The following is a 21,485-nucleotide window of genomic DNA, read 5'->3' on the forward strand; positions in this document are numbered from 1 at the left end:
TAAAAAGACTTTCATAGTATAATTATTTCCTCAGACATTAATTTTCAGTTCTAATGCCTGTTCATCTATGACCTTTAGACATTTACTATTCTTTCTGGCTGTTTCCACTGTTTTTGTGTCCTGCAGTGCCATCAAAGGAGTAACCAATAAAACGATGATGAATAAGACTTTATCAAAGTCTCCCATGTTTGATAGTCATCTCACCGGGTTTGCACTTTACGACCCGCAAGACAGTACTTTTCTCTACACCTGGAATGAAGATAAATACTTCATTCCCGCCTCTAATACCAAACTGCTAACCTTTTATGCTGGCTTGACACTCATGAGGGATTCTGTGCCTGGCTTGAAATATATCATTAAAGGTGATTCTCTACTATTCACTGGAACAGGAGATCCTACATTTCTTCACCCTGATTTTGAAGATCAACCAATTTTCGAAATGTTAAAGGATACCACCTATAATTTATTTTATGTTCAACCCATTTTCAAGGATGCACCATTTGCACCTGGGTGGTCGTGGGAAGATTATGAATACTACTTCCAACCAGAACGAACTGCTTTTCCCATTTATGGCAATTCTATTCGCTACGTCTATGATTCTGTTTCAAACCAATTTAACGTACAACCCAATTTCTTTGCAGACTTCGCCGACATACGGGAAATTGATTCAGAAAAACTCAGTCCTTATCGTTTAAAAGATTACAACATTTTCAGTTTTGCACCTGATACTGCACGTAGTGCCTACAAAAACAGTGTGCCTTTCAAAACCTCGGATGAGCTCACCATCTCGCTATTGGAAGACACACTGAAAAGGAATATAAATTGGATAGCAGATTTTGAATTCGAGAATTCAAAAATAGCATACAGCAGATCTTCCATGGAATTGTTTGCGTTCATGCTCAAGCGCAGTGACAATCTAGCCGCAGAGCAAATCCATTACCTCTGCGCAACAGAAATGCGAATGCCACTTCAGTCCGATCTTATTAGACAATTTACATTAGAAGAAAATCTTAGAATTTACCCAAAACCACCCATATGGAAAGATGGAAGTGGATTGTCTCGCTACAATCTGGTAACGCCAAGAAGCATGATCGCCGTCATGAGCTATATCTCTACAGAGATCAGTTTGAATGAGTTGAAACAAGTACTATCCATAGGTGGTGTAGATGGAACACTCAAAAATTGGTATAAACCCAAAGAGGGTGAATCCCCGTACGTCTTCGCCAAAACTGGCACATTAAGCAACAACCATAATCTCACAGGCATCATCCACACCAAGTCTGGCAAGGACCTATTCTTCAGTTTTATGAACAATAACTACTCTTCCAGCTCTAGACCGGTGAAGCTAGAAATGGAGAAAGTGATGCGACTCATTTATGAAAAATACTAAAACATGAAATCCTTAAAGCCTGCTATTCTTGTCCTTGTATTTTTCGCCCTGGCTGGAATTCATTTTTCATGGGCATTAGGAAGTTCGTGGGGTTTTATGGCTGCTTTGCCCACCAATGCAAATGGGGATCTTTTACTTCAACCTACAGCCATAGATTGTGCTATCGTAGGATTTGGCTTATTCGCTTTTAGCCTATTCTATATACTTCAGACTCATTGGGTGACCAACCCTCTATCTGATAAAGCTAATCGTATCATTGGCTGGACGATTCCTAGTATATTCCTACTTCGAGCCGTTGGGGATTTTAAATATATTGGAATTTTCAAACCACCTATGGATACCGCTTTCGCTCAAGCTGATTTTTTCTTTTATTCTCCTTTGTGTCTTTTAATTGCTCTTTTGGGTTTTCTGATTATTAGGCCAATAGATTAGTTTTCACTTAAAATTCCTCCACTGAGACGAAGCAACTCAGTTTTAGATTCAATCACATTATAAATTGATTGATAATAGGATAGAGCCGTTTGTAGATAAGTGATCTGCAAATCCCGGTAGTTGAAAGAATTGATACTTCCGTTGCGGTAACGCTCCTCTCCCATGCTCAAGTTCAGATCAGAAGTCTCCAAATTGACTGCTGCAATGCTATTTAGATTCTGACGAAGGTTGTATCGATCATAAGAACTGATCAAAGAATTGTCCAAAGTCAGTTCTAAATCTTTGATCTGCAACTGTCCAATTTGTTCTTGGATACTAGCATTTTTGATTTGATTCTTGATCTTCCCCCCATTGTAAAGCGTGAATGATAGCGTGAGATTAGCAGCCAAAGACAAAGTAGTTGTATTAATACCAGATATTTGATCAGGCGGGCTTCCTATCGGAGTACCTAACTCCACATGGTTCCAACCATTACTGCCCGATACATTAAATGTCAAACGTGGATACATGGCTGAACGCGAAATACCTATTTCTTTCTGTAAGATTTCAAGATTTACATACTGATTTCTCAAGTTACTATTCGAAGACTTCATGGCAGCTGCCAATTCGTCCAGACTAAAACTCGTTTCCTGGGCACTGAGACTGTCGGTGAACTGATAAGTTTTGTCAACTGGCTGAGCCAAAAGTAGATTCAAATTTCTTACCGCATTTTTATGATTCAATAGCTGAGTCAGGTAATTTGACGAATCTGTCAAATAAGCATTTTTATCTCGAAGAATGTCAAACGTAACTGCACTACCCAAGTCTCCTTTCAGTTTGACATAGTCATATCTATCCCTTGACAAATTGAGAGTATTGGCAAAAACCTCCGTTCTTCTTTCTTCCAACAATACCGTATAATAGGCCAGAATAATAGCCTGCACCGTATTTTCTATAATAATTTGAGCATTACCGCTTGATTGTTCTTCCAACAACGCCAACTTCCCTTTGGTCATCCTTACATTTAGACCATCAAACAGCACCCAACTGGCCTGTAAAGTTGGAGAAACGTCCGTTGAAGTATTTGCCCCACCAAACCTAAAAGGGTTGTCTGTTTCAAGGTCCTGATAAGAAATCGAAGGGCTGGCGTTCAATGAAATGTTTGGAAACATCCCTGCCTGTCCCCAGGTATTCAAATTAGCTGCCTGAAGTTGTTTGTTTTGTTCTATTTGGATAGAAAAATTATTAGCTAACCCTTGCTCTATCGCCTGAGAAAGAGACAATTCATCCTGGGCTCGAACTACATTTCCTATAAAAACACCCAATAGGGTTAAAGTCAAGGTGACTTTCCTCATTTGATTATTCATTTAATATTAATCAGTATTCTGCCAATTTCTTTCCTTCAATAATGGCCGGTTCCACTTCTTCCTTAGTAGGCTTCAAAATTTCCTGATGGTCACCCCAGAACACCGCTCTTAAGCTCAACCATATCCCTCTAAATAGCCAAGTCGTATATACCTTAATATCATTGAAACACAAGATCATGACCGGGAAGAAGAACAGGATAAACAACGTACCAAACAACACACCATAAGCCAGTGAAATGGCCATAGGTATAATGAATTGGGCTTGAAAACTTTTCTCCAATATCAACGGGAAAAGCCCTGCGACTGTCGTCATAGAGGTCAACAAGATAGCTCTAAACCTAGCGGTACCTGCTTTGTTAATGGCATCCATCACATTCATCCCCTCTTTGAGGTTTCTGTTGTATTGATCTAGCATCACCACGGCGTCATTCACAATTACTCCTGATAAAGCCAACATACCGTAGAAACTCACAAAGGAAACTACTGCATCGTGGAAGAAATGCCCAAAGGCTGCACAAGCCCACCCAAGCGGCAACAACACCAAGATCAATGAGGTTTGGTAAAACGACCTAAAGTTCAATGTGATAAAAAGCAACATAAATAAAATAACAGGCACCAGAATCTCCATAAAGGAGTCCGTTTGTCGCTGTGATCCTCTCGATTGTCCTTCAAAACTATACTCCAATCCCGCATACTTGTTCATGATTGGAGGCATGATCTCATTGGTGATCTTATCCAAGATCGGAGGTAAAGTGGTTTTAGAGTTAGCCAATTCGGCATAGACCTGTACAGCCCTTTTGCCATTGAAGTGGTTGATACTCGTAATGCCACGACCGATCTCATAGTCTGCCAATTCCGACAATGGATACTCGGCTCCGTTTTTCTTCACCTTCATTGATTCCAACTGAGTAATACTCAATCTGTCCTCTTTAGGATATCTTACCCACACTCGAATCTCATCAGTATTAACTTGAAGTCGTTGCACCTCTTCACCAAAGAACCCTTGACGGATCTGCTGGGTAATATCGTTTTGAGTCAAGCCCAAATGATAAGCCAGCGGCTTCAATTTCAACTCCAATTCGCGTTGTCCGGCTGATGCATCATCACCTACATCAATTAAGTCTGACATTTTGAGTAAGGCATCTTTCACCTCTTCTTTGGCTTTTTCCAAATCTGGAATATTCTTACTCTTCAAAGAGACTGCGACAGGTTTACCCCAGTAGTTGGCTGCCCCTACGCTAAACTTCTCCGCTTCCGGCACCAGGCCTATTTCTTCACGTACTTTAGAGGCTACTTCGTATCCGGAGATTTTGTTTTCATCGAGATGATCAAAATCAATCCTCACAGCACCAGTATGAGAACCTGTGTTTTGCCTATCAGAGGTAGAGCCTAGTTGAACATCCACATCTGTCATGATGGTGTCTTTGATTCGACCTTCGTCCAACATACGCTGATGCACTTTCCATATTGATCGCTCGAAGCTCCAAAGATACTCTTCGGTCAAAGTCTCTCTAGTCCCTGGTTTCAATACCAAATCCACATTGATATCATCGATTGGTGGACGACTGAATGGCGTAAACTTGATAAGACCACCAGCAAACATGCCTAACACCATGACAATAAATACAAACGGCGCCATAAATGAAATCCAACGATGTTTCAATAATCTACCGATAAATGGTGAATACATATTGAAACGAACATGGTCAATCATTTTCTCCATGCCTTCTCTGAACCTATGATACCAGCCATCTGTTTTTCTTCCTTCCAACACCCACTTATGCGACAAGTGAGCAGGCAAAACAAAAAAGGCCTCCACTAAGGAAAATGCCAGACAGGCAATCACCACAATGGCCATTTCCTTGGTAAAACCATTATTATCCAAAAAGATCAATGGCATAAAGGCTACAATGGTTGTCATCACGGAGGTAAAGACAGAAGGCAGCATTTCCATGGTACCGTCGATGGCTGCTTCGTGTGGTTTCTTACCTCTTTCGAAATGTGTATAAATATTTTCTGCAATTACAATACCGTCATCGACCAAAATCCCCACTACTAAGAGCATACCTGTAAGGGTCAACATGTTGATCGTGATACCCGCCATATCTCCAATGATAAACATGGCACAGAATGAAATTGGAATTCCCATGGCTACCCAAAAGGAAAGCCTCAAAGACAAGAAAAAGCCGAGTGTCAGTAACACAAGTATCAGCCCCGTACCAAAGTTTCTAATCAACAACTCCAGTCGATCCTCTAGCATCGAGTTGAAGTCAAAGCCCATGGATAACTCGATGTTTTCTTGCTGTGAGTTGAATTCTTTGACGTACTCATCCAAAAACTTTGAGATTTTCTCAATATCCTCTTCGGGCAATTTTTGTACAGCGATATTGATGGCTCGTTTGCCGTTAGAATAAAACTTATTAGGCACATCTGCGAATTGTAATTTCACATCCGCAATCTTTCCCAAATGGAGCTTGGTTCCATCTGGGTTTGCTCTGACAATAATTTCATCTAGAATGCTCGGGTCAAATTCTTTCGAATTGGCACGAATACGAATCTCCTCATCTACGGTTTTGATAGATCCTCCCGACACATCTCGGTTGTTCATCCGAATGGCGCTGGCCACTTCAGCAAATGTCAGATTGTACCGTCTTAGGTCTTGTTCCCTTACTTCAATAGAAATCTCCAAATCGGAATAACCCGAAACCCTGACTTGCGAAATGAAACCTGATTTTAAAAAATCATCTTCTACTTGCTCTGCCGCTTTTTTTAGTTCTAATAAAGAAACTGTACCGCGTATCCCCATATATGCGGCCATACTGGTAGATTTTTGTTTGGCCACCACAGGCTTCTCTGCCGACACCGGAAAGGCATTGATTCGATCCACTGCATTTTTCACTTCTGTAGTCAATTCATCCAAATCATAGCCATCTCTGGAGCGGATACTGATATTGACAAAGTTTTCAGACGATGTAGAAGTAACCTCCTCAATACCCTCGAGTCCTTTGAGCGATTCTTCTATTTTAATGGTCACTCCTTCCTCCATTTCCACAGGAGAAGCCCCCGGGTAAGACACATTCACGCTTACGTATCGTGCCTCACGCTCAGGGAAGAACGATTTCTTTAAATTAAAATAGTAAGTTCCTAACCCACCAAACACGCCTACCATAATAATGGCATTTGCCCAAATGGGGTATTTGACAAAAAATTCTATAACCTTTCTCATGACTTACGATTTAGGTTTTATGATTTCCACTTTCATGTTTTCAGAAGCATTCGAAGGTCGATCGGTGACCATCATTTCTCCTGATTGCAATCCGCTTATAATGGCATTGTTTTCAGAGATCTTGTGCACACGTACTTTTTTAGTAACTAGCACACTATCCTGAACTATAAAAATTTCATTCTTATTCTTAAGGATTCGCCTTGGTACTTCAGCGGCATTTTTCACTGACTTTCCAGGGATTCTGGCCTTCAAAAACAAGCCGTCCAATGCTTCATATTTAGATCTTTTCTGGATGTTGATAAAGACGCTCACACTTTGAGAGTTGGGATCGATAAAGTCTGCCACTCGAATGATTTTCCCAATCCAGTTTTGTTCAAAATCAGACTCATCCACAATGGTCACTGTTTTACCCATCTGCACAAACTCAATATCACGCTGCTCAACAGGCACTTCTAACTCTAATTCATCTGTGCTAATGATAGTCCCAATATTAGCTCCAGGATTAACTACAGAGCCCACTTGATAATTGATAGAAACAATACTGCCATTGAACGGGGCGTAAATATGAAACTTCTTCAGGTTCTCCTCTTCGCTTTTTATTGCATAATATTCGCTAAGAATATTTTTTGCAGCTAAGAATGTCTTTTCTTTAGAGGACTTAGGTTCTGGAAGCGCTGGCAATTTTTCATCCAGTTTGATACCATCAAAATAAGACTGCCAGACGCTAAAACTATTAGGAAAGTCTATTCGGATATCTGGAAGAATGGATGCCAGGGTATGCAAGAAACTACTTTTTCGTGCTTGCAAGGTTAAGTTTTCTTCAACATTATCAATCCTACAAAGCAACTGTCCTTTTTTAAACCTTGAGCCTTTTTTCAATACTGAGCTTCCTTGAAGTAATTTCCCTCCTACTTCAGCTATCACGCTGAGCTGTTTTGCAGACCCGACCCTACCGAAAGCCTCTATGACTGTCTCCACGGTTTGTGGTTGGAACGGTTTGGCAGACACATAATTTTTTGCGATTGGCTTGGGCCTTTGTGGCGGTTCCACTTTCTGACCAGAAAGCCTTTGATAGCCAAAATAAACAGCAACAACAGTTAGTACAACAACTGCAAACGATACAAGTTTTCTTCTCATTGGTGATAGATAGTAATAGTCAATCTTCTATCGCAAAAATGAGTTAATTGTTTCAGAATGGTACTAGTATTTTATGAATGGCAAATATATGTGATGTAGCTATACACCATCATAGTAGATGAACTGCAATTGCTCAGCCCGATTAACCCCAGTATATTTCACCATAGTCATGCAGTTCATACCAAGTCTACAACGCCTAAATAAAATATTAATTGCATATGCAACTAATTTCCAATTAAGACGTAAACTTTGCGGCATGGAAGAAAATAAACTCCCAGAATTGGATAGAACCATACTGCCTTGGCTCGGAAGAACGATGAAGGCTTTGGACTATTTCCTGAACGATCATTTTGCATCGAGAGGACTTAAACTGACCAAAGCTCAAATGATCTTACTTAAGGTTTTGTCCAATCGAGGTGCCATGGCTCAAAATAGTCTAGCTTTTATCACGGATCGAGACAAGACTTCCCTCACTCGATTGATCAATACGATGGAAAAGAAAAATTTCGTGACAAGATCAGTTGATGAGAATGACAAGCGAATTAAGCTGGTGGACATTACTGAAGAAGGTAAAAAAATGTTTAACTCAGCTATTCCTATCCTTCAAGAAATAATAGTAGTCGTGCAGGACGGAGTAGAACAAAAAGATTTGGACACTACCATTAAAGTATTAAAACAAATCGGTAAGAATATTAATGTAGATGAGCTAACAGCTCCACTCAATAAATAGATTCATGAAAAGACAAATATCAATAGTAGCAGGTGTACTGATCATATTAGGTGGGATTTTTGGATCCAAAATGATCATGGAAAGTAAAAAAGATCAAAAACCACCCACACAAAAAACGATAACCACAGTGTTTACTCAAAAGGTGATGGGTTCAGATATTGGTGTGAATGTGATCGAAAATGGCAGGTTGGTTGCCAAAAGAAAAGCCGACCTGTATGCTGAAGTACAAGGAGTGATGGAATCGAACAACAAACTCTTCAAACCAGGTATAAAATATTCGAAAGGAGAAACTTTAGTTAACATCAGAAGTAATGATGCATACGTGAGCCTATTGGCTCAAAAAAGTGTGCTGCAAAATTTGGTGACAAGTATTTTGCCTGACCTTAGGTTAGACTATCCTGAAGCTTACAAAAAATGGAATGCATATGTTTCCAATTTTGATATCGATGCACCGATTGCAAAGCTACCTGAAACCACCTCAGAAAAGGAAAAGTATTTCATCACGGGAAAGAATATTTACACCACTTATTACAACACTAAGAATTTAGAAATACTTCAAAGTAAATACAAAATCAGAGCGCCTTATAGCGGTGTGCTAACTGAAACCTTGGTCAATCCTGGAACGGTGATCCGTCCTGGTCAAAAACTCGGAGAGTTTATCGATCCATCAGTTTATGAACTGGAAGTAGCTATAAGTCAATCTTTGCTTCCGTCTTTGACTATTGGTAAAAAAGTGAAAGTGAACAATCCTAATTCAAATGATCAGGAATGGACTGGTTATGTTTCTAGAATTAATGGAAAAGTAGATGCAACTACACAAACCGTTCAGGTGTACATTGAAGTATCTGGAAAAGAGTTGAAAGAAGGCGTGTATCTCGAAGCCATTATTGCCGGAGAAAGAATTCCAAACGCAGTTGAAATTGACCGGAAACTTTTGGTAGAAGGAGATAAAATTTTCGCGATCCAAAATAGCAAACTCTATCTGATGCCGGTTACGATAGCTCACAAAACCGAAAAATCAGTCATTGTGAACAATTTGAAGAATGGAACGGAAATCCTCTCAAAAATTGTCCCAGGTGCCTTTGAAGGTATGGAAGTAAAAGTGTTCAGCGAAAACTAAAATCGAATGCATAAAATAATTGATCACTTCATCAAGTACCCAGTCGCAGGTTGGGTCATTGTTATCGCTTTCACTTTTTTGGGAACGTTTGGCTTTCTGAATCTGAAATCTTCTTTTTTCCCATTAGTTGAAAGTAGAGATATCACCATCAGTGTCACCTACCCGGGTGCATCTCCACAAGAGATGGAAGAGGGCATTATCCTAAAGATTGAAGACAACATCCGAGGATTAGTTGGAATAGACCGATTTACATCAACTTCTTCCGAAAACTCTGCATCTGTACTTATTGAAGTCTTAAAAGGTTATGATATTGATGCCGTACTAGCCGATGTAAAAAACGCAGTGGATAGAATCCCTTCATTTCCTGTCGGCATGGAGCCCGCTATTATTTCAAAGGGGATATTCATTACGGAAGCCGTGACTATGGCCATCAGTGGCCAAAATATTCCACTTACTGCATTGAAAACTATGGCTCGGGACGTGGAGACAGACCTAAAAAATCTAGAAGGTATTTCTCAAGTTGAACTGACAGGTTATCCTGAAGAAGAAATAGAAATTGCTATCAATGAAGATAAGCTAAGGGCTTATGACCTTACTTTTCAACAAGTAGCTGAAGCAGTTTCATCTACCAACATATTGGTTACAGGAGGCACTATAAAAACAGCTCATGAGGAGTATCTCATTAGAGTAAGCAATAGAAAGTATTATGGTGACGAGTTAGATCACATCGTGGTAAAAGCAACAGAATCAGGTGAATTAGTTCGATTAAAAGACGTAGCAGAAGTGCGAGATCGCTGGTCTGAAACTCCAGACCGATCTTATTTTAACGGTGAGAGTTCTGTAAGAATTCAAGTGAATGCTACTATCTCAGAAGACCTGATCGATGTGGCAGACAAAACAAAAGCTTATATCAGTGAATTCAACGAGAGTCACGACAATGTGCAAATCAACATAACACGTGACTCATCAATCACCATTGTTCAACGCTCCGAATTGCTTTTAAGAAATGGCGTGCAGGGTATGCTGTTGGTATTGTTTTTCCTGGCCATTTTTCTCAAACCAAGATTAGCCTTTTGGGTCGCTTTTGGTTTACCTATCGCCTTCTTTGGAATGTTTATGTTTGCCGGATTCTTCGATGTGACTATCAACGTGCTGTCCTTATTTGGGATGATTATCGTGATCGGTATATTGGTAGATGATGGTATTGTGATAGCTGAAAATATCTATCATCACTACGAGAAAGGAAAAACACCTATTCGGGCCGCGATCGATGGCACCGCGGAAGTCATTCCTGCTATTACATCAGCCATTCTCACTACTCTGGTAGCCTTCTCCACTTTCTTCTTTTTGGAAGGTAGAATTGGAGAGTTTTTTGGAGAAGTTTCCACCATTGTTATCCTTACTTTGGTTGTTTCACTTGTAGAGGCATTAATCATTTTGCCATCGCATGTCGCACACTCAAGAGCGTTGTCTAAGGAACAAAAAACTTACGTTTTCAATCGATATGCGGATCAATTTATGGCATGGGTGAGAGATAAAGTATATGCCCCTGCCCTGGTATTTTTTCTAAATAATAGAGTGCTGGGGTTTGCTATACCTATCTTTTTATTTATGCTAACCATAGGGTCGATTGGAGGCGGAATTATCCGAGTAACTTTCTTTCCTCAAATAGCAAGTGATAGAATTTCTGTTTCATTAAAAATGCCCCAGGGCACTCATGAGTCTATCACTGATTCGATTATTTCGCACATTGAGACGGTAGCTTGGGAAGTAGGTCAAGAATTCGACACCCAGCAGGAAGGAGATGCCATCGAAAACATGGTCAGAAGAATGGGGCCAGGAACTTCTACGGCCTCATTAAACATCAATTTACTAGCAGGTGAGAATAGAAATTTTCCTTCCCATGAAATGTCTTCCGCACTGCGTGAGCGAGTAGGTGAAATACATGGTGCTGAAAGCGTAGTCTTTGGTTCTGGCGGAAACTTTGGTGGTAAACCAATCTCCATGGCACTGCTCAGTGACAACATTGAAGAGCTAAAGGAAGCAAAAAAAATAATGAAGTCTTACCTTCAAGCAAATCCTTTAGTTAAAGATATAGAGGATAATGACCCGCAAGGCATCAAAGAAATCAAGATTACTTTGAAAGATGAAGCCTATGCCATGGGATTCCGCCTCAATGACGTCATCAGTCAAGTGAGGTCAGGTTTCTTTGGTTATCAAGCCCAGAGATTTCAAAGAAGAAGAGACGAAATCAAGGTATGGGTTCGCTATGACGAAGATGAACGATCATCCATCAAAAACTTAGATGACATGCGCATAGTTAATTCATCTGGCGATCGGGTACCACTCACAGAGATTGCCAATTTTGAAATATCAAGAGGTGAAATTTCTATCAATCACTTGAATGGCAAAAGAGAAATTCGGATTGAAGGTGATTTGAAAGATCCTAAAACTAGTGCAACAGATATTATGAATGAAGTAAAAGCTGAAATGCTGCCAAAATTAAAAGCACAGTTTCCCCACGTCACAGCAGTGTTTGAAGGACAGAATCGAGAAGCTGGCAAGACCACCTCAACTGCAGCAGCGGTATTGCCGATTATTATCTTTTCCATCTTTGTTATTATCGCATTTACATTCCGGTCCATCAGTCAGCCCTTCCTCCTACTACTCATGATTCCATTTAGTTTGATTGGTGTGGCTTGGGGACACTGGATCCATGATTTCCCAATCAATATATTATCCTTTTTAGGGATCATTGCACTCATTGGAATTGTGGTAAATGATGGCCTGGTTCTGATTGGAAAAATGAACGCCTATCTCAAAGAAGGACGTCCCTATCAACAAGCGCTAATAGACGCAGGAAAGTCAAGGTTTAGAGCCATATTTCTGACTTCGGTCACCACTATCGCTGGCCTTACACCTTTGATTTTTGAAACTAGCCGTCAAGCGCAATTTTTAATTCCAATGGCCATAGCCGTAGCTTATGGAATAATGGTAGCGACGGTACTGACACTTATCATGCTGCCTTTGATGCTATCTACTGGCAATACGGTAAAAGTGTATGCCATCTGGTTGTGGACCGGCAAAAAACCAACTGAAGAAGAAGTAGAACGAGCTGTAAAAGAATTAAAAGTTGAAAATGAGAATTAATAAATTAACATATCTGGTTGCAGGACTTTTCTGCGCAACTACAGCATCTCATGCTCAGGAAATCTTGAGCAAATCAGATGCTGTGTCAATTGCACTAGAATATAATTTTGATATAAGAGCTGCATCAAACGATTTGAAAATTTCGGAGAACAGTGCAAAAATCACCAACAGTGGTTATTTACCTAATGTTTCAGGTACAGCAGGGACAAATCGATCTAGAGTAAATTCGGAAATTACATTCGCAAATGACTCAACTGGTTTAAATCGTGGAGTGACAAGTTCCAGTTCCAATGCCTCCCTCAATTTGGATTATACCGTTTTTGATGGGTTCGGACGAAAGTATGATTATAAGCGGTTGCAAGAAAATTATAATCTGAGCCAAATAGAGGCACGATCCATAATGGAAAACACAATGGTAAATTTGTTTGTCGCCTACTATGAAATAGCACGTCTGACAGAAAACGAGTTGAATCAAAAAGAAACGCTAGATATTTCCCGAGAACGATGGCTTCGCGCGAAATACAGTTTCGAATTTGGTCAGAACAGTCAATTAGACATTTTAAACGCAGAGGTAGATTACAACACGGATAGTATCAATTACCTCACCATTGTTCAGCAGCTCAAAAATGAGAAGCGCAACTTAAACCTGCTGTTAGGCAGAGATGTAAGTGTAGATTTTAGTGTGGACACTTTGCTCACCTTCGATGAGGTCAACTATCAGGCATTGGAAGTATCTGCCAGAGAAAAGAATGCCGCACTCAATATCGAACAAGGCTTGTTAAGGAATTCTCAATACAACATCAAAGTGACCAATTCTGCGATAATTCCCAAAATAGGCATAAACTCTTCCTACGGCTGGAACAACAATCAATTTGCACCAGGTAATTTCTCCTCCCAAGCGACTTCTACATCATTAAACATAGGCGCCACCTTGACATGGAATATTTTTGATGGGGGCCGTTCTAATGTCCAACGACAAAACTCCAAGTTGGCGATGGAAAACCAGCAGATCAATCTGGAAAGAACTCGACTTGACCTGGAACGACAAGTACAAAATGCCTGGACCGTGTATCAAACTGCTCTATTTGTGATGAAAGCCGAAGAAAAAAACCTGCAGACCAATCATCGAAATTTTGATCGATCGAAAGAGCAATATGGTTTTGGACTCATTACTTCAATAGAATTCAGACAGGCTCAGTTTAATTTGCTCACCGCCAACCTCAATTTCAATCAAGCCAAATACAGCGCAAAAATTGCAGAGCTCGAATTGCTACGATTGAGCGGAACCATATTAGACGCCAAATTCTAATCTATAAGAGCTTAGTCAAGGGTTGGACCTTAGCCGTCTAACCCTTGATTACTGCGCTTCGTCATAAAAATCCAACTGACAGGCCCAATTGCCGTTTGTCTATTGATATATGAACAAAGGTCAACTCAACGCTCGTATCATTCTATTTTCATTATGGCTATTGATGTTTGCTGCAAGCAGTCAGTTCTTCATTATGTCCCCTATTCTTTCTCAGATTGGTGAGCAGTTGAATATAGCTGAAGCCTTGAGAGGCACTTTAATAACCGCTTATGCAGTGACTTTAGGCATAGTAGCTCTAATCACTGGACCAATCTCAGATCGTGTGGGTCGTAGAAAGATACTCCTAATTGGCGCTGGTGCCATGGCTATTTCCCTGCTGATGCATCAGTTTGCTTTTGATTACTGGTCCATGCTAGGCTTTAGGATTTTATCTGGCTTTGCTGGTGGAATACTCACTGGGTCATGCGTTGCTTATATCGGAGACTATTTCCCTTGTGAGAAAAGAGGCTGGGCCAATGGCATAGTAGCTACAGGAAGTGCAGCAGGGCAAATTTTGGGCATACCTGCTGGAACTATTTTGGCTGGAGAAATTGGTTTTTTCGCTCCTTTCCAATTTTTCGGATTCGTTATGGTATTCGCTTTCTTCTTAATCCTTTTTAAAGTACCACAACCAAAAGTAGAGAGCTCCAATTGTCCCTTAAACCTCAAGCATTCAATCAAAAAATACTGGGAGATTTTGCACGTCCCATCTGTCAAAACCATTGCCATGGGATATTTACTAATGTTTCTTAGTATCTCCTCTTTTATCGTGTATTTTCCAACATGGTTAGAAAATTCATTTAGAGCCAACAGTTACGATATTGCCACCTTGTTCCTGATCGGTGGGCTGGCTACAGTTTTCACAGGGCCTATTTCTGGCATGATTTCAGACAAGACAGGAAGAAAGCAAATTATTATTTTCTCAAACCTTCTTCTAGTTATCATCATGCCCATGTGCGTGTTTTTTCTCAATATGAATTACGAAATGTACTTCGTGGTTTTCTTTATCATCATGTTACTGATAGTGGCTCGCATGGTTCCTTTTCAGGCGTTGGCCTCTGAAGTTATTCAGGACAATCAGCGAGGTCGCATGATGAGTATGACCATTTCTATTGGTCAGTTGGGTATGGCATTGGGTTCCGCATTGGCAGGATTTATCTATACAGATATTGGATTTATTGGCAACGCTACGCTAGCAGCTTTGGCCTCATTCCTTATGGCCTTTTTAATCCAGAAATATATCCCCGAAGAAGGGTTAGCCATTCAAGAATCGAAGGGGTAATTAGATCAATTCAATTACAGAACAAATCCCCCTTGCCCCCTTTTTCTAAGGGGGAATAAAAAACTCCCTCTTGGAGAAGAGGGTTGGGGAGATTGAAAACATTTCTTAACTTCATTTGATGAACCCATCTAACTACAATAAAAAACTAAAACCGCTTGCTCGAAACCTAAGAAATCATAGTACACCTGGAGAAATCAAGCTATGGACTGAGGTCCTTAGCGCAAGGAGATTTTACGGCTTACAATTCAACAGGCAATACCCCATTGAAAATTACATAGCTGACTTTATATGTCGGAAATTAAAATTAATCATTGAGCTAGACGGAAAGTCTCACGAGCTTAGAATTGAAGATGATCTGAAACGAGACAAAGAATTAAAGGAATTAGGCTATCGAACCATTCGTGTTCCAGAATCTGATGTAATGAATGATATCAATAACGTAATAAGAACACTTGAAGCAGCATTGCCAGATGAAATGACAAACTGAATAGTTAGTGACTTATGTGTAGTAGGCAAGAAATATCAAGTGCAAATCAAATCCCCCTAGCCCTTTTTTCTAAGGGGGAACAAAAAACTCCCTCTTGGAGAAGAGGGTTGGGGAGATTGAAAGGTTCTTACTTAAAGCTTTATACAAACATTCTGAGGTTCAGTGAAAAACCGAAGGGCTTCAAACCCACCTTCTCGACCTACGCCAGACTGTTTCATGCCACCAAAAGGCGTTCGTAAATCCCGAAGCAACCAGCAATTGACCCAGACAATACCACTTTTGATTTGATGGGAAACTCGATGTGCTCGTTTTAAGTTCTGTGTCCAAACCGTAGCTGCCAAACCATAAGGTGTGGAATTGGCCATCTTCAAAACCTCCTCTTCTGTATCAAATGGCATAATGGTAACCACCGGCCCGAATATCTCCTCCTGATTGGTTCTGCAATCATGACTCAGACCTTCAATAACTGTAGGCGCAATGAAATATCCATCCGAACAATCGCCATCAACTATTACGCGATCTCCTCCAGCTAGCACATTTCCTCCTTCTTCTTGAGCTAGTTTAATGTAACCCAACACCTTATTCATGTGCGCCTCAGAAACCACTGCTCCCATTTTGGTTTGACCATCCAGAGGATCTCCTACCTTCATTTTCTTTACTTTCTCTATAAAAGCATTTTTGAATTGTTCATATATAGGTCGCTCAACGAAAATTCGAGAACCACATAAACAAATCTGCCCTTGGTTGGCAAATGACGATCGTAGTGTTGTCTTCAACATATCATCAAAATCACAATCCGCAAAGATGATATTCGGATTTTTGCCTCCTAGTTCAAGTGAAAGCTTCTTAAACATAGGTGCTGCTGTAGCCGCCAGTTTCTTTCCAGTTTCTGTACCTCCGGTAAATGAAATCAATGGTACATCTTTGTGTTCAACAATGGCTTGACCCGCCTTATGACCCAATCCATGAACGATATTTAACACACCCTTAGGCAACCCAGCTTCAATGCAAATCTTAGACAATAAATAAGCAGTCATCGGTGTCACCTCAGTAGGTTTGGCAACGACCGTATTGCCGGCAGCCAATGCTGGAGCGATTTTCCAACTGAATAAATAAAGTGGGAGATTCCACGGCGAAATACATCCAGCTACACCTACAGCTGTCCTTTTAGTATAATTAATCGCTGTTCCTTCCATGAAATGCGATTCCGCAGCAAAATGCTGAATACCACTGGCATAGAATCTGAAGTTAGAAGAAGCTCTTGGAATGTCCACGCTCTTAGCCAAACTCAAAGGTTTTCCATTATCAATGGATTCAGCTCTAGCCAGTTCCTCAAGATTTTCATCAATCAAGTCGGCGATCTTATTTAATAAACTAGCTCTGGTTTCAATCCCACAAGTAGACCAAGCAGGGAACGCTGCTTTAGCAGCTTCCACAGCCAATTCAACATCAGCACCACCGCTATCAGGGATCTGCGAATAAACCTGACCCTTCGAAGGATTGATGTTATCTAAATAACTTTTTGAAACAGGCGCTACAAGCTCGCCATTTATGTAGTTCTCAATTATTTGCATGGGTTACTTTGGGTTATTGCTCAAACTATATACAGCCAGTACGGCCACCATCCACAGGAATGCTTACTCCATTGATGTAGGCTGCTGCTGGTGATGCAAGGAATGCCGCTGCAGCAGCCGTTTCTTCGGCTTGACCGAATCTACGAGCGGGAGTTTCCATTTTCATAGCTGTGATTACTTCTTCCTCCGTCTTGCTAGTTTTTTTCGCTTTGGCTTGGACAATTCCTTCTAATCGAACCGTATCTGTAAATCCAGGAAGTACATTGTTGACTGTGATCCCAAATTGACCTAATTCTAATGATAAAGTTTTTGCCCAGCTCGCTACAGCTCCTCGAACGGTATTCGAGACGCCCAATCCAGGAATTGGCACATACACGGAAGTAGAAATAATATTGATGATTCGTCCGAAACCTTTGTCTTTCATCCCGGGAACTAAGGCTTGAACGAGTAAATGATTACACTCCAAATGAGCAGTCATCGTATCCATAAATTTAGTATACGGTTCGTCGATAATTTGACCGCCAGTAGGACCACCGGTATTATTAACCAATATCTCCGGTGCAGGGTTTTCGTTCAAGAACTCTTCAATTTTGCTTTTTAACTCGGTAGGATTGCTAAAATCGGCCTGGATAAATTGATGGGATTGCCGATGCGCTACGGGCAAACTTTCCTTTACTTCTCTCAACTTTGAGATATTGCGTGCCACGAGTATCACACTAGCACCCAACAAAGCCAATTCCTCGGCAATCGCCCTCCCTATACCTTGCGTACTGCCGCAGACCAAGGCAGACTTTCCTTCTAAATTTAAGTTCATTTTATGGAGTCATTTAAAAAGAGTAAATATAGCGATTATGGCGTTTGACTTAAGAATAAAATATACTTTTGTCTCTTAGAGAAAATGAAAATACCAGTCAAAATATCACTCATTCATGCCATCATAGGACTGCTCACTTTTGTGATCTTCCTTCAAACGGGATGGTATATGAAAACGAATGAGATTGGCAATCTGCCAGATGCCCAGCGCATGATCTATCGGGCAGGTCATATTTATTTCCTTTTTAGTGGTTTACTCAATTTATCCATAGGAATGCAACTACAACTTTCCGAAATTGCCTGGAAAAAGAAGGTTCAATATCTAGGCTCAATTATACTTTTGCTGTCCCCTATTATCCTTTTGCATGGGTTTTATCAAGAAGCCAATTTGGGTCAACTCGATAGAAGTATGACCAAATTGGGCATATTTTCATCCCTTACTGGCACAGGATTACACGCAGCAGTATTTTTAACTGAATTTCTAAAAAAGCGATAAGTCAACCGATCAAACCATTCATTTACCAACCATTACATCTTTTGAAATTTTTAGTTTCTTCGTTTTATTTTTGTCACATGAGTAAGCAGCACCATCTTTTAATTATCCTCTACTTGACAAGCCACCTGTGTTTTTCTCAAGACAAGTATGCCAAGGATGTAAACAGTGAAGATGCGATCATAGAAGCATTGTACGAAACCATATCTGGACCTAAAGGTGAACGAAGAGATTGGGAAAGACTACGTTATCTATTGACTCCTGATGCTAAACTGATCCCTACTCGCCCAGCATCAGAAACGAAACGTGTGCCCTGCTATTTAACCTTAGATGACTTTATAACTCAAGGCGATCAGTGGCTCATAGAAAATGGCTTTTTTGAAGAAGAGATCGCTCGCAAAACTGAATCTTTTGGATTGATTACGCATGTATGGAGCACCTACCAGTCCAAATGGACACCAGAAGGCGAACCGTTTGCCCGTGGTATCAACAGTATTCAATTGATGAATGATGGAGACCGCTGGTGGATTGTCAATCTATACTGGGCTGCAGAGACAGATGACAACCCGCTACCCAAAAAATACCTGAAGTAAATTATTCCAATACCAAATGACTATTGGCAAAAACGTCTGAGGGCGAAAAGCCAAAGGACTCCTTGAAGGTTTTACTATAATGCGAACTATCAGAAAAGCCAGACTGATGAGCTAATTCAGTCAATGTTTTAGTGGTTCTGAGGTGATCAAAAGAAGCTAATAATCTTTTCCAAAGCTGCATTCTCCGATAAGAAATCCCTGTTTCTTCTTTGAAGATATGCTGGAATCTACTTTCTGACAAACACATTTCTTCAGCCATTTCTTTTAGCGGAATAATTTCTCGTGCGTGTCTATCTAAATATTGCAATGTGGCCAGCACTCTTTTATCCATTTGATGTTTAGTCAATAAACATCGACTGTTAAATTCTGCCATGGAATTGATGCAAGCGCTCAGAAATGTTTTCTCGTTGATTTCATTTTTGAATAAATCTTTTGCAAACATTCTTAAGTAGTTCACCCATTCCTCTTCAAAATCCTGAACGGACGAAGTAGTTAGATGCTTGGCTAGAAAATGACCAATTGTACTTGCTGGATTGAATAAAAAAATCAATACGAATTTTCCTTTGCTGTCTAAACGATGAGAGATTTGAGGATGTATAATTAATGAGTCTGAAGTAAGCTTGCCTTCCTCAGTTTCCATTACAAATTTGTCATCAATGCCAATAGTCAATTGAAGCGCATAATGATGATGAAAGGCATTGTCCTCGACTTTACCTAAGTAAATACCTGTATCCCCTGCTTTAAAAATTAAATTTTCTTGCTCAATCAATTCCAAAATCAACTCCATTTAAATTCGACAGCCTCGAATTTATCTACTTTTTCGAACTCTTCCTCAAACATGGCCCAAACTTGAAATTTTAATCTTTCGCCCTCCGCATCTTTCGGCAATTCTCGATAAGTGTATTCATGAGTAAAATTAAGCTTGGCAGGAATGCGTTGGCTTGCGATATTTCGATCATCTATATATAAAAGTACTTTTTCAATGCCCATGTGTTCGAATGACAGTTTTGTCAAAGCATAACTAATCTCAGTCGCGTATCCTCTACCAGTTTTCAAATGATCTACCCAGTACCCTATCTCAGTAGTTCCTTTTCCCCTCCTTCCAAATAAATTGCAACTGGCAACAAATTCTCCAGTCGACTTTTCAAAAACCACATAGCCATATTCCTTATTTGAATAGAAGTCTCCTATCCAGCTGCGAATCCGGTCTCGCTTGGCTTCAAGCGGTTCTGGTTCATGTTTAGCCCATGGAATCCAAGGCATCAGGATTGGTAAATTATCATCGAGTCGCTCTTTGAGTATCTCCGCATCTTCAGGTTGAAATATTCGAAGTAATAAATGAGGCGTCTCTATTCGGGTAATTGTATTCTTCATGCACTCATGGTTGTATCACAAATAAATTAAATAAAAATCACAACTTACTGCATGAGCAAATAGATTAATTCAGCTTGAAATAAATCATTAAAACAGCTCAAAGCATACGGTCTAGAAGTCAAAATTGCTTGGTACTACGAAGCAGGTGATTAAGATATGCACGAAGCTGGGGGAAGACTATCGTAGGATCTGTGGAATTTCATTTTAAAGAATTAAACATCATGAGTCATGTAGCAGTATTATTGTTTGTTTTTTATCTCCACATGAAGGGTTAAATTTCACTATGCAAACTAAAATAATTGCTTTTGATGCGGATGATACGCTCTGGCACAATGAATCGTATTTCAGAGAAACCGAACAAAAATTCTATGCCCTATTGGAAGGCTATTTACCAGAACACAGCTTGGCCAAGGAGCTATTTCAAGTAGAAATGAAAAATTTGGAATTGTACGGTTATGGTATCAAAGCATTCACTCTCTCTATGATTGAAAGCGCCATGCAAATCTCAGATCGAACGATTAAAATAGAAGACATCGAAAAAATCATTGCTTATGGTAAAGAACTGCTCCAGATGCCGGTGGAATTAATTGATGATGTAGAAAGTGTACTTCAGGCCTTACATGGCAAATACAAACTGGTATTGGCGACTAAAGGTGATTTACTTGATCAGCATAGAAAATTGACAAAATCTGGGTTAGGCAAATATTTTCATCATATAGAAATCATGTCTGAAAAAAAAGAGCTGGATTATGAAAAGCTCCTTAGACGACTTGAAATAGAGCCTGAAGAGTTTGTGATGATTGGTAATTCACTAAAATCTGATGTGCTACCCGTGTTGGAATTGGGCGGAACGGCCTTTCATATTCCCTATCACGTGACATGGGCACATGAACATGTGGATCGAACTATTGAACATGAAAATTTTCATTCGATTGATAAGATTACAAATTTGCTCAAATTCTTTTCATGAGATTAGTAATCATCTAGCTT

At 40.1% G+C, this 21,485-nt stretch carries 18 protein-coding genes; 11 read left to right on the forward strand and 7 right to left on the reverse strand.

The window, feature by feature from the left end:
• Window positions 1-67 precede the first annotated feature (67 nt).
• On the forward strand, window positions 68-1,390 hold the full coding sequence (locus tag ABJH98_RS11925; protein ID WP_348307907.1) for a D-alanyl-D-alanine carboxypeptidase: 1,323 nt from the start codon (window positions 68-70) through the stop codon (window positions 1,388-1,390).
• Between the two features lie 3 nt (window positions 1,391-1,393).
• A complete protein-coding gene (locus ABJH98_RS11930) occupies window positions 1,394-1,822 on the forward strand; it encodes a DUF3995 domain-containing protein (protein ID WP_348307908.1) in 429 nt (142 codons plus the stop codon).
• Here ABJH98_RS11930 and ABJH98_RS11935 read toward each other — a convergent pair.
• From ABJH98_RS11935 to ABJH98_RS11945, 3 genes are read right to left on the reverse strand one after another with little or no spacing between them, the layout of a single operon-like run.
• A complete protein-coding gene (locus ABJH98_RS11935) occupies window positions 1,819-3,156 on the reverse strand; it encodes a TolC family protein (protein ID WP_348307909.1) in 1,338 nt (445 codons plus the stop codon). The two genes, ABJH98_RS11930 and ABJH98_RS11935, sit on opposite strands and share 4 nt — an antisense overlap.
• A gap of 22 nt (window positions 3,157-3,178) precedes the next feature.
• Window positions 3,179-6,394 carry an efflux RND transporter permease subunit gene (locus tag ABJH98_RS11940; RefSeq protein ID WP_348307910.1) on the reverse strand — a complete coding sequence of 1,072 codons (3,216 nt, stop codon included), beginning with the start codon at window positions 6,392-6,394 and terminating at the stop codon, window positions 3,179-3,181.
• 3 nt (window positions 6,395-6,397) lie between these two features.
• Window positions 6,398-7,531: an efflux RND transporter periplasmic adaptor subunit gene (locus tag ABJH98_RS11945; protein ID WP_348307911.1), complete on the reverse strand. Its 1,134-nt coding sequence runs from the start codon at window positions 7,529-7,531 to the stop codon at window positions 6,398-6,400.
• 256 nt (window positions 7,532-7,787) lie between these two features.
• Between ABJH98_RS11945 and ABJH98_RS11950 the strand changes: the two genes are divergently transcribed.
• From ABJH98_RS11950 to ABJH98_RS11975, 6 genes are all read left to right on the forward strand, one after another.
• Complete coding sequence (locus ABJH98_RS11950; RefSeq protein ID WP_348307912.1) at window positions 7,788-8,261, forward strand: MarR family transcriptional regulator; 474 nt, start codon at window positions 7,788-7,790, stop codon at window positions 8,259-8,261.
• A 4-nt stretch (window positions 8,262-8,265) separates the two neighbouring features.
• Window positions 8,266-9,381, forward strand: a complete 1,116-nt coding sequence (locus tag ABJH98_RS11955; protein WP_348307913.1) for an HlyD family efflux transporter periplasmic adaptor subunit — start codon at window positions 8,266-8,268, stop codon at window positions 9,379-9,381.
• 6 nt (window positions 9,382-9,387) lie between these two features.
• Complete coding sequence (locus ABJH98_RS11960) at window positions 9,388-12,531, forward strand: efflux RND transporter permease subunit (protein ID WP_348307914.1); 3,144 nt, start codon at window positions 9,388-9,390, stop codon at window positions 12,529-12,531.
• Entirely contained in the window at window positions 12,521-13,840 is a 1,320-nt protein-coding gene (locus tag ABJH98_RS11965) for a TolC family protein (protein WP_348307915.1), read from the forward strand. The genes ABJH98_RS11960 and ABJH98_RS11965 overlap by 11 nt, the downstream gene beginning before the upstream one ends.
• 109 nt (window positions 13,841-13,949) lie before the next feature.
• Complete coding sequence (locus tag ABJH98_RS11970) at window positions 13,950-15,161, forward strand: MFS transporter (RefSeq protein WP_348307916.1); 1,212 nt, start codon at window positions 13,950-13,952, stop codon at window positions 15,159-15,161.
• A 118-nt stretch (window positions 15,162-15,279) separates the two neighbouring features.
• Entirely contained in the window at window positions 15,280-15,648 is a 369-nt protein-coding gene (locus ABJH98_RS11975; protein ID WP_348307917.1) for a DUF559 domain-containing protein, read from the forward strand.
• 131 nt (window positions 15,649-15,779) lie between these two features.
• Here the strand turns inward: ABJH98_RS11975 and ABJH98_RS11980 are convergent, their stop codons facing one another.
• Together ABJH98_RS11980 and ABJH98_RS11985 are read right to left on the reverse strand one after the other, a co-directional pair.
• On the reverse strand, window positions 15,780-17,222 hold the full coding sequence (locus ABJH98_RS11980) for an aldehyde dehydrogenase (protein ID WP_348307918.1): 1,443 nt from the start codon (window positions 17,220-17,222) through the stop codon (window positions 15,780-15,782).
• A gap of 25 nt (window positions 17,223-17,247) precedes the next feature.
• A complete protein-coding gene (locus ABJH98_RS11985; RefSeq protein ID WP_348307919.1) occupies window positions 17,248-18,036 on the reverse strand; it encodes an SDR family oxidoreductase in 789 nt (262 codons plus the stop codon).
• Window positions 18,037-18,120: 84 nt separating this feature from the next.
• Between ABJH98_RS11985 and ABJH98_RS11990 the strand changes: the two genes are divergently transcribed.
• Together ABJH98_RS11990 and ABJH98_RS11995 are read left to right on the forward strand one after the other, a co-directional pair.
• A complete protein-coding gene (locus ABJH98_RS11990; RefSeq protein ID WP_348307920.1) occupies window positions 18,121-18,531 on the forward strand; it encodes a hypothetical protein in 411 nt (136 codons plus the stop codon).
• A 77-nt stretch (window positions 18,532-18,608) separates the two neighbouring features.
• Complete coding sequence (locus ABJH98_RS11995) at window positions 18,609-19,121, forward strand: hypothetical protein (RefSeq protein ID WP_348307921.1); 513 nt, start codon at window positions 18,609-18,611, stop codon at window positions 19,119-19,121.
• A 1-nt stretch (window position 19,122) separates the two neighbouring features.
• Here the strand turns inward: ABJH98_RS11995 and ABJH98_RS12000 are convergent, their stop codons facing one another.
• Window positions 19,123-19,908 carry a helix-turn-helix transcriptional regulator gene (locus ABJH98_RS12000; RefSeq protein ID WP_348307922.1) on the reverse strand — a complete coding sequence of 262 codons (786 nt, stop codon included), beginning with the start codon at window positions 19,906-19,908 and terminating at the stop codon, window positions 19,123-19,125.
• Window positions 19,899-20,495, reverse strand: coding sequence for a GNAT family protein (locus tag ABJH98_RS12005; RefSeq protein WP_348307923.1), 597 nt, complete (start codon window positions 20,493-20,495; stop codon window positions 19,899-19,901). Before ABJH98_RS12005 ends, ABJH98_RS12000 begins: the two co-directional genes overlap by 10 nt.
• A gap of 283 nt (window positions 20,496-20,778) precedes the next feature.
• On the opposite strand from ABJH98_RS12005, the gene ABJH98_RS12010 reads away from it, so the two are divergent.
• A complete protein-coding gene (locus tag ABJH98_RS12010) occupies window positions 20,779-21,465 on the forward strand; it encodes an HAD family hydrolase (RefSeq protein ID WP_348307924.1) in 687 nt (228 codons plus the stop codon).
• The last annotated feature ends 20 nt before the right edge of the window (window positions 21,466-21,485 follow it).

The organism is Reichenbachiella sp., from assembly GCF_039969095.1.
Taxonomy (GTDB): domain Bacteria; phylum Bacteroidota; class Bacteroidia; order Cytophagales; family Cyclobacteriaceae; genus Reichenbachiella.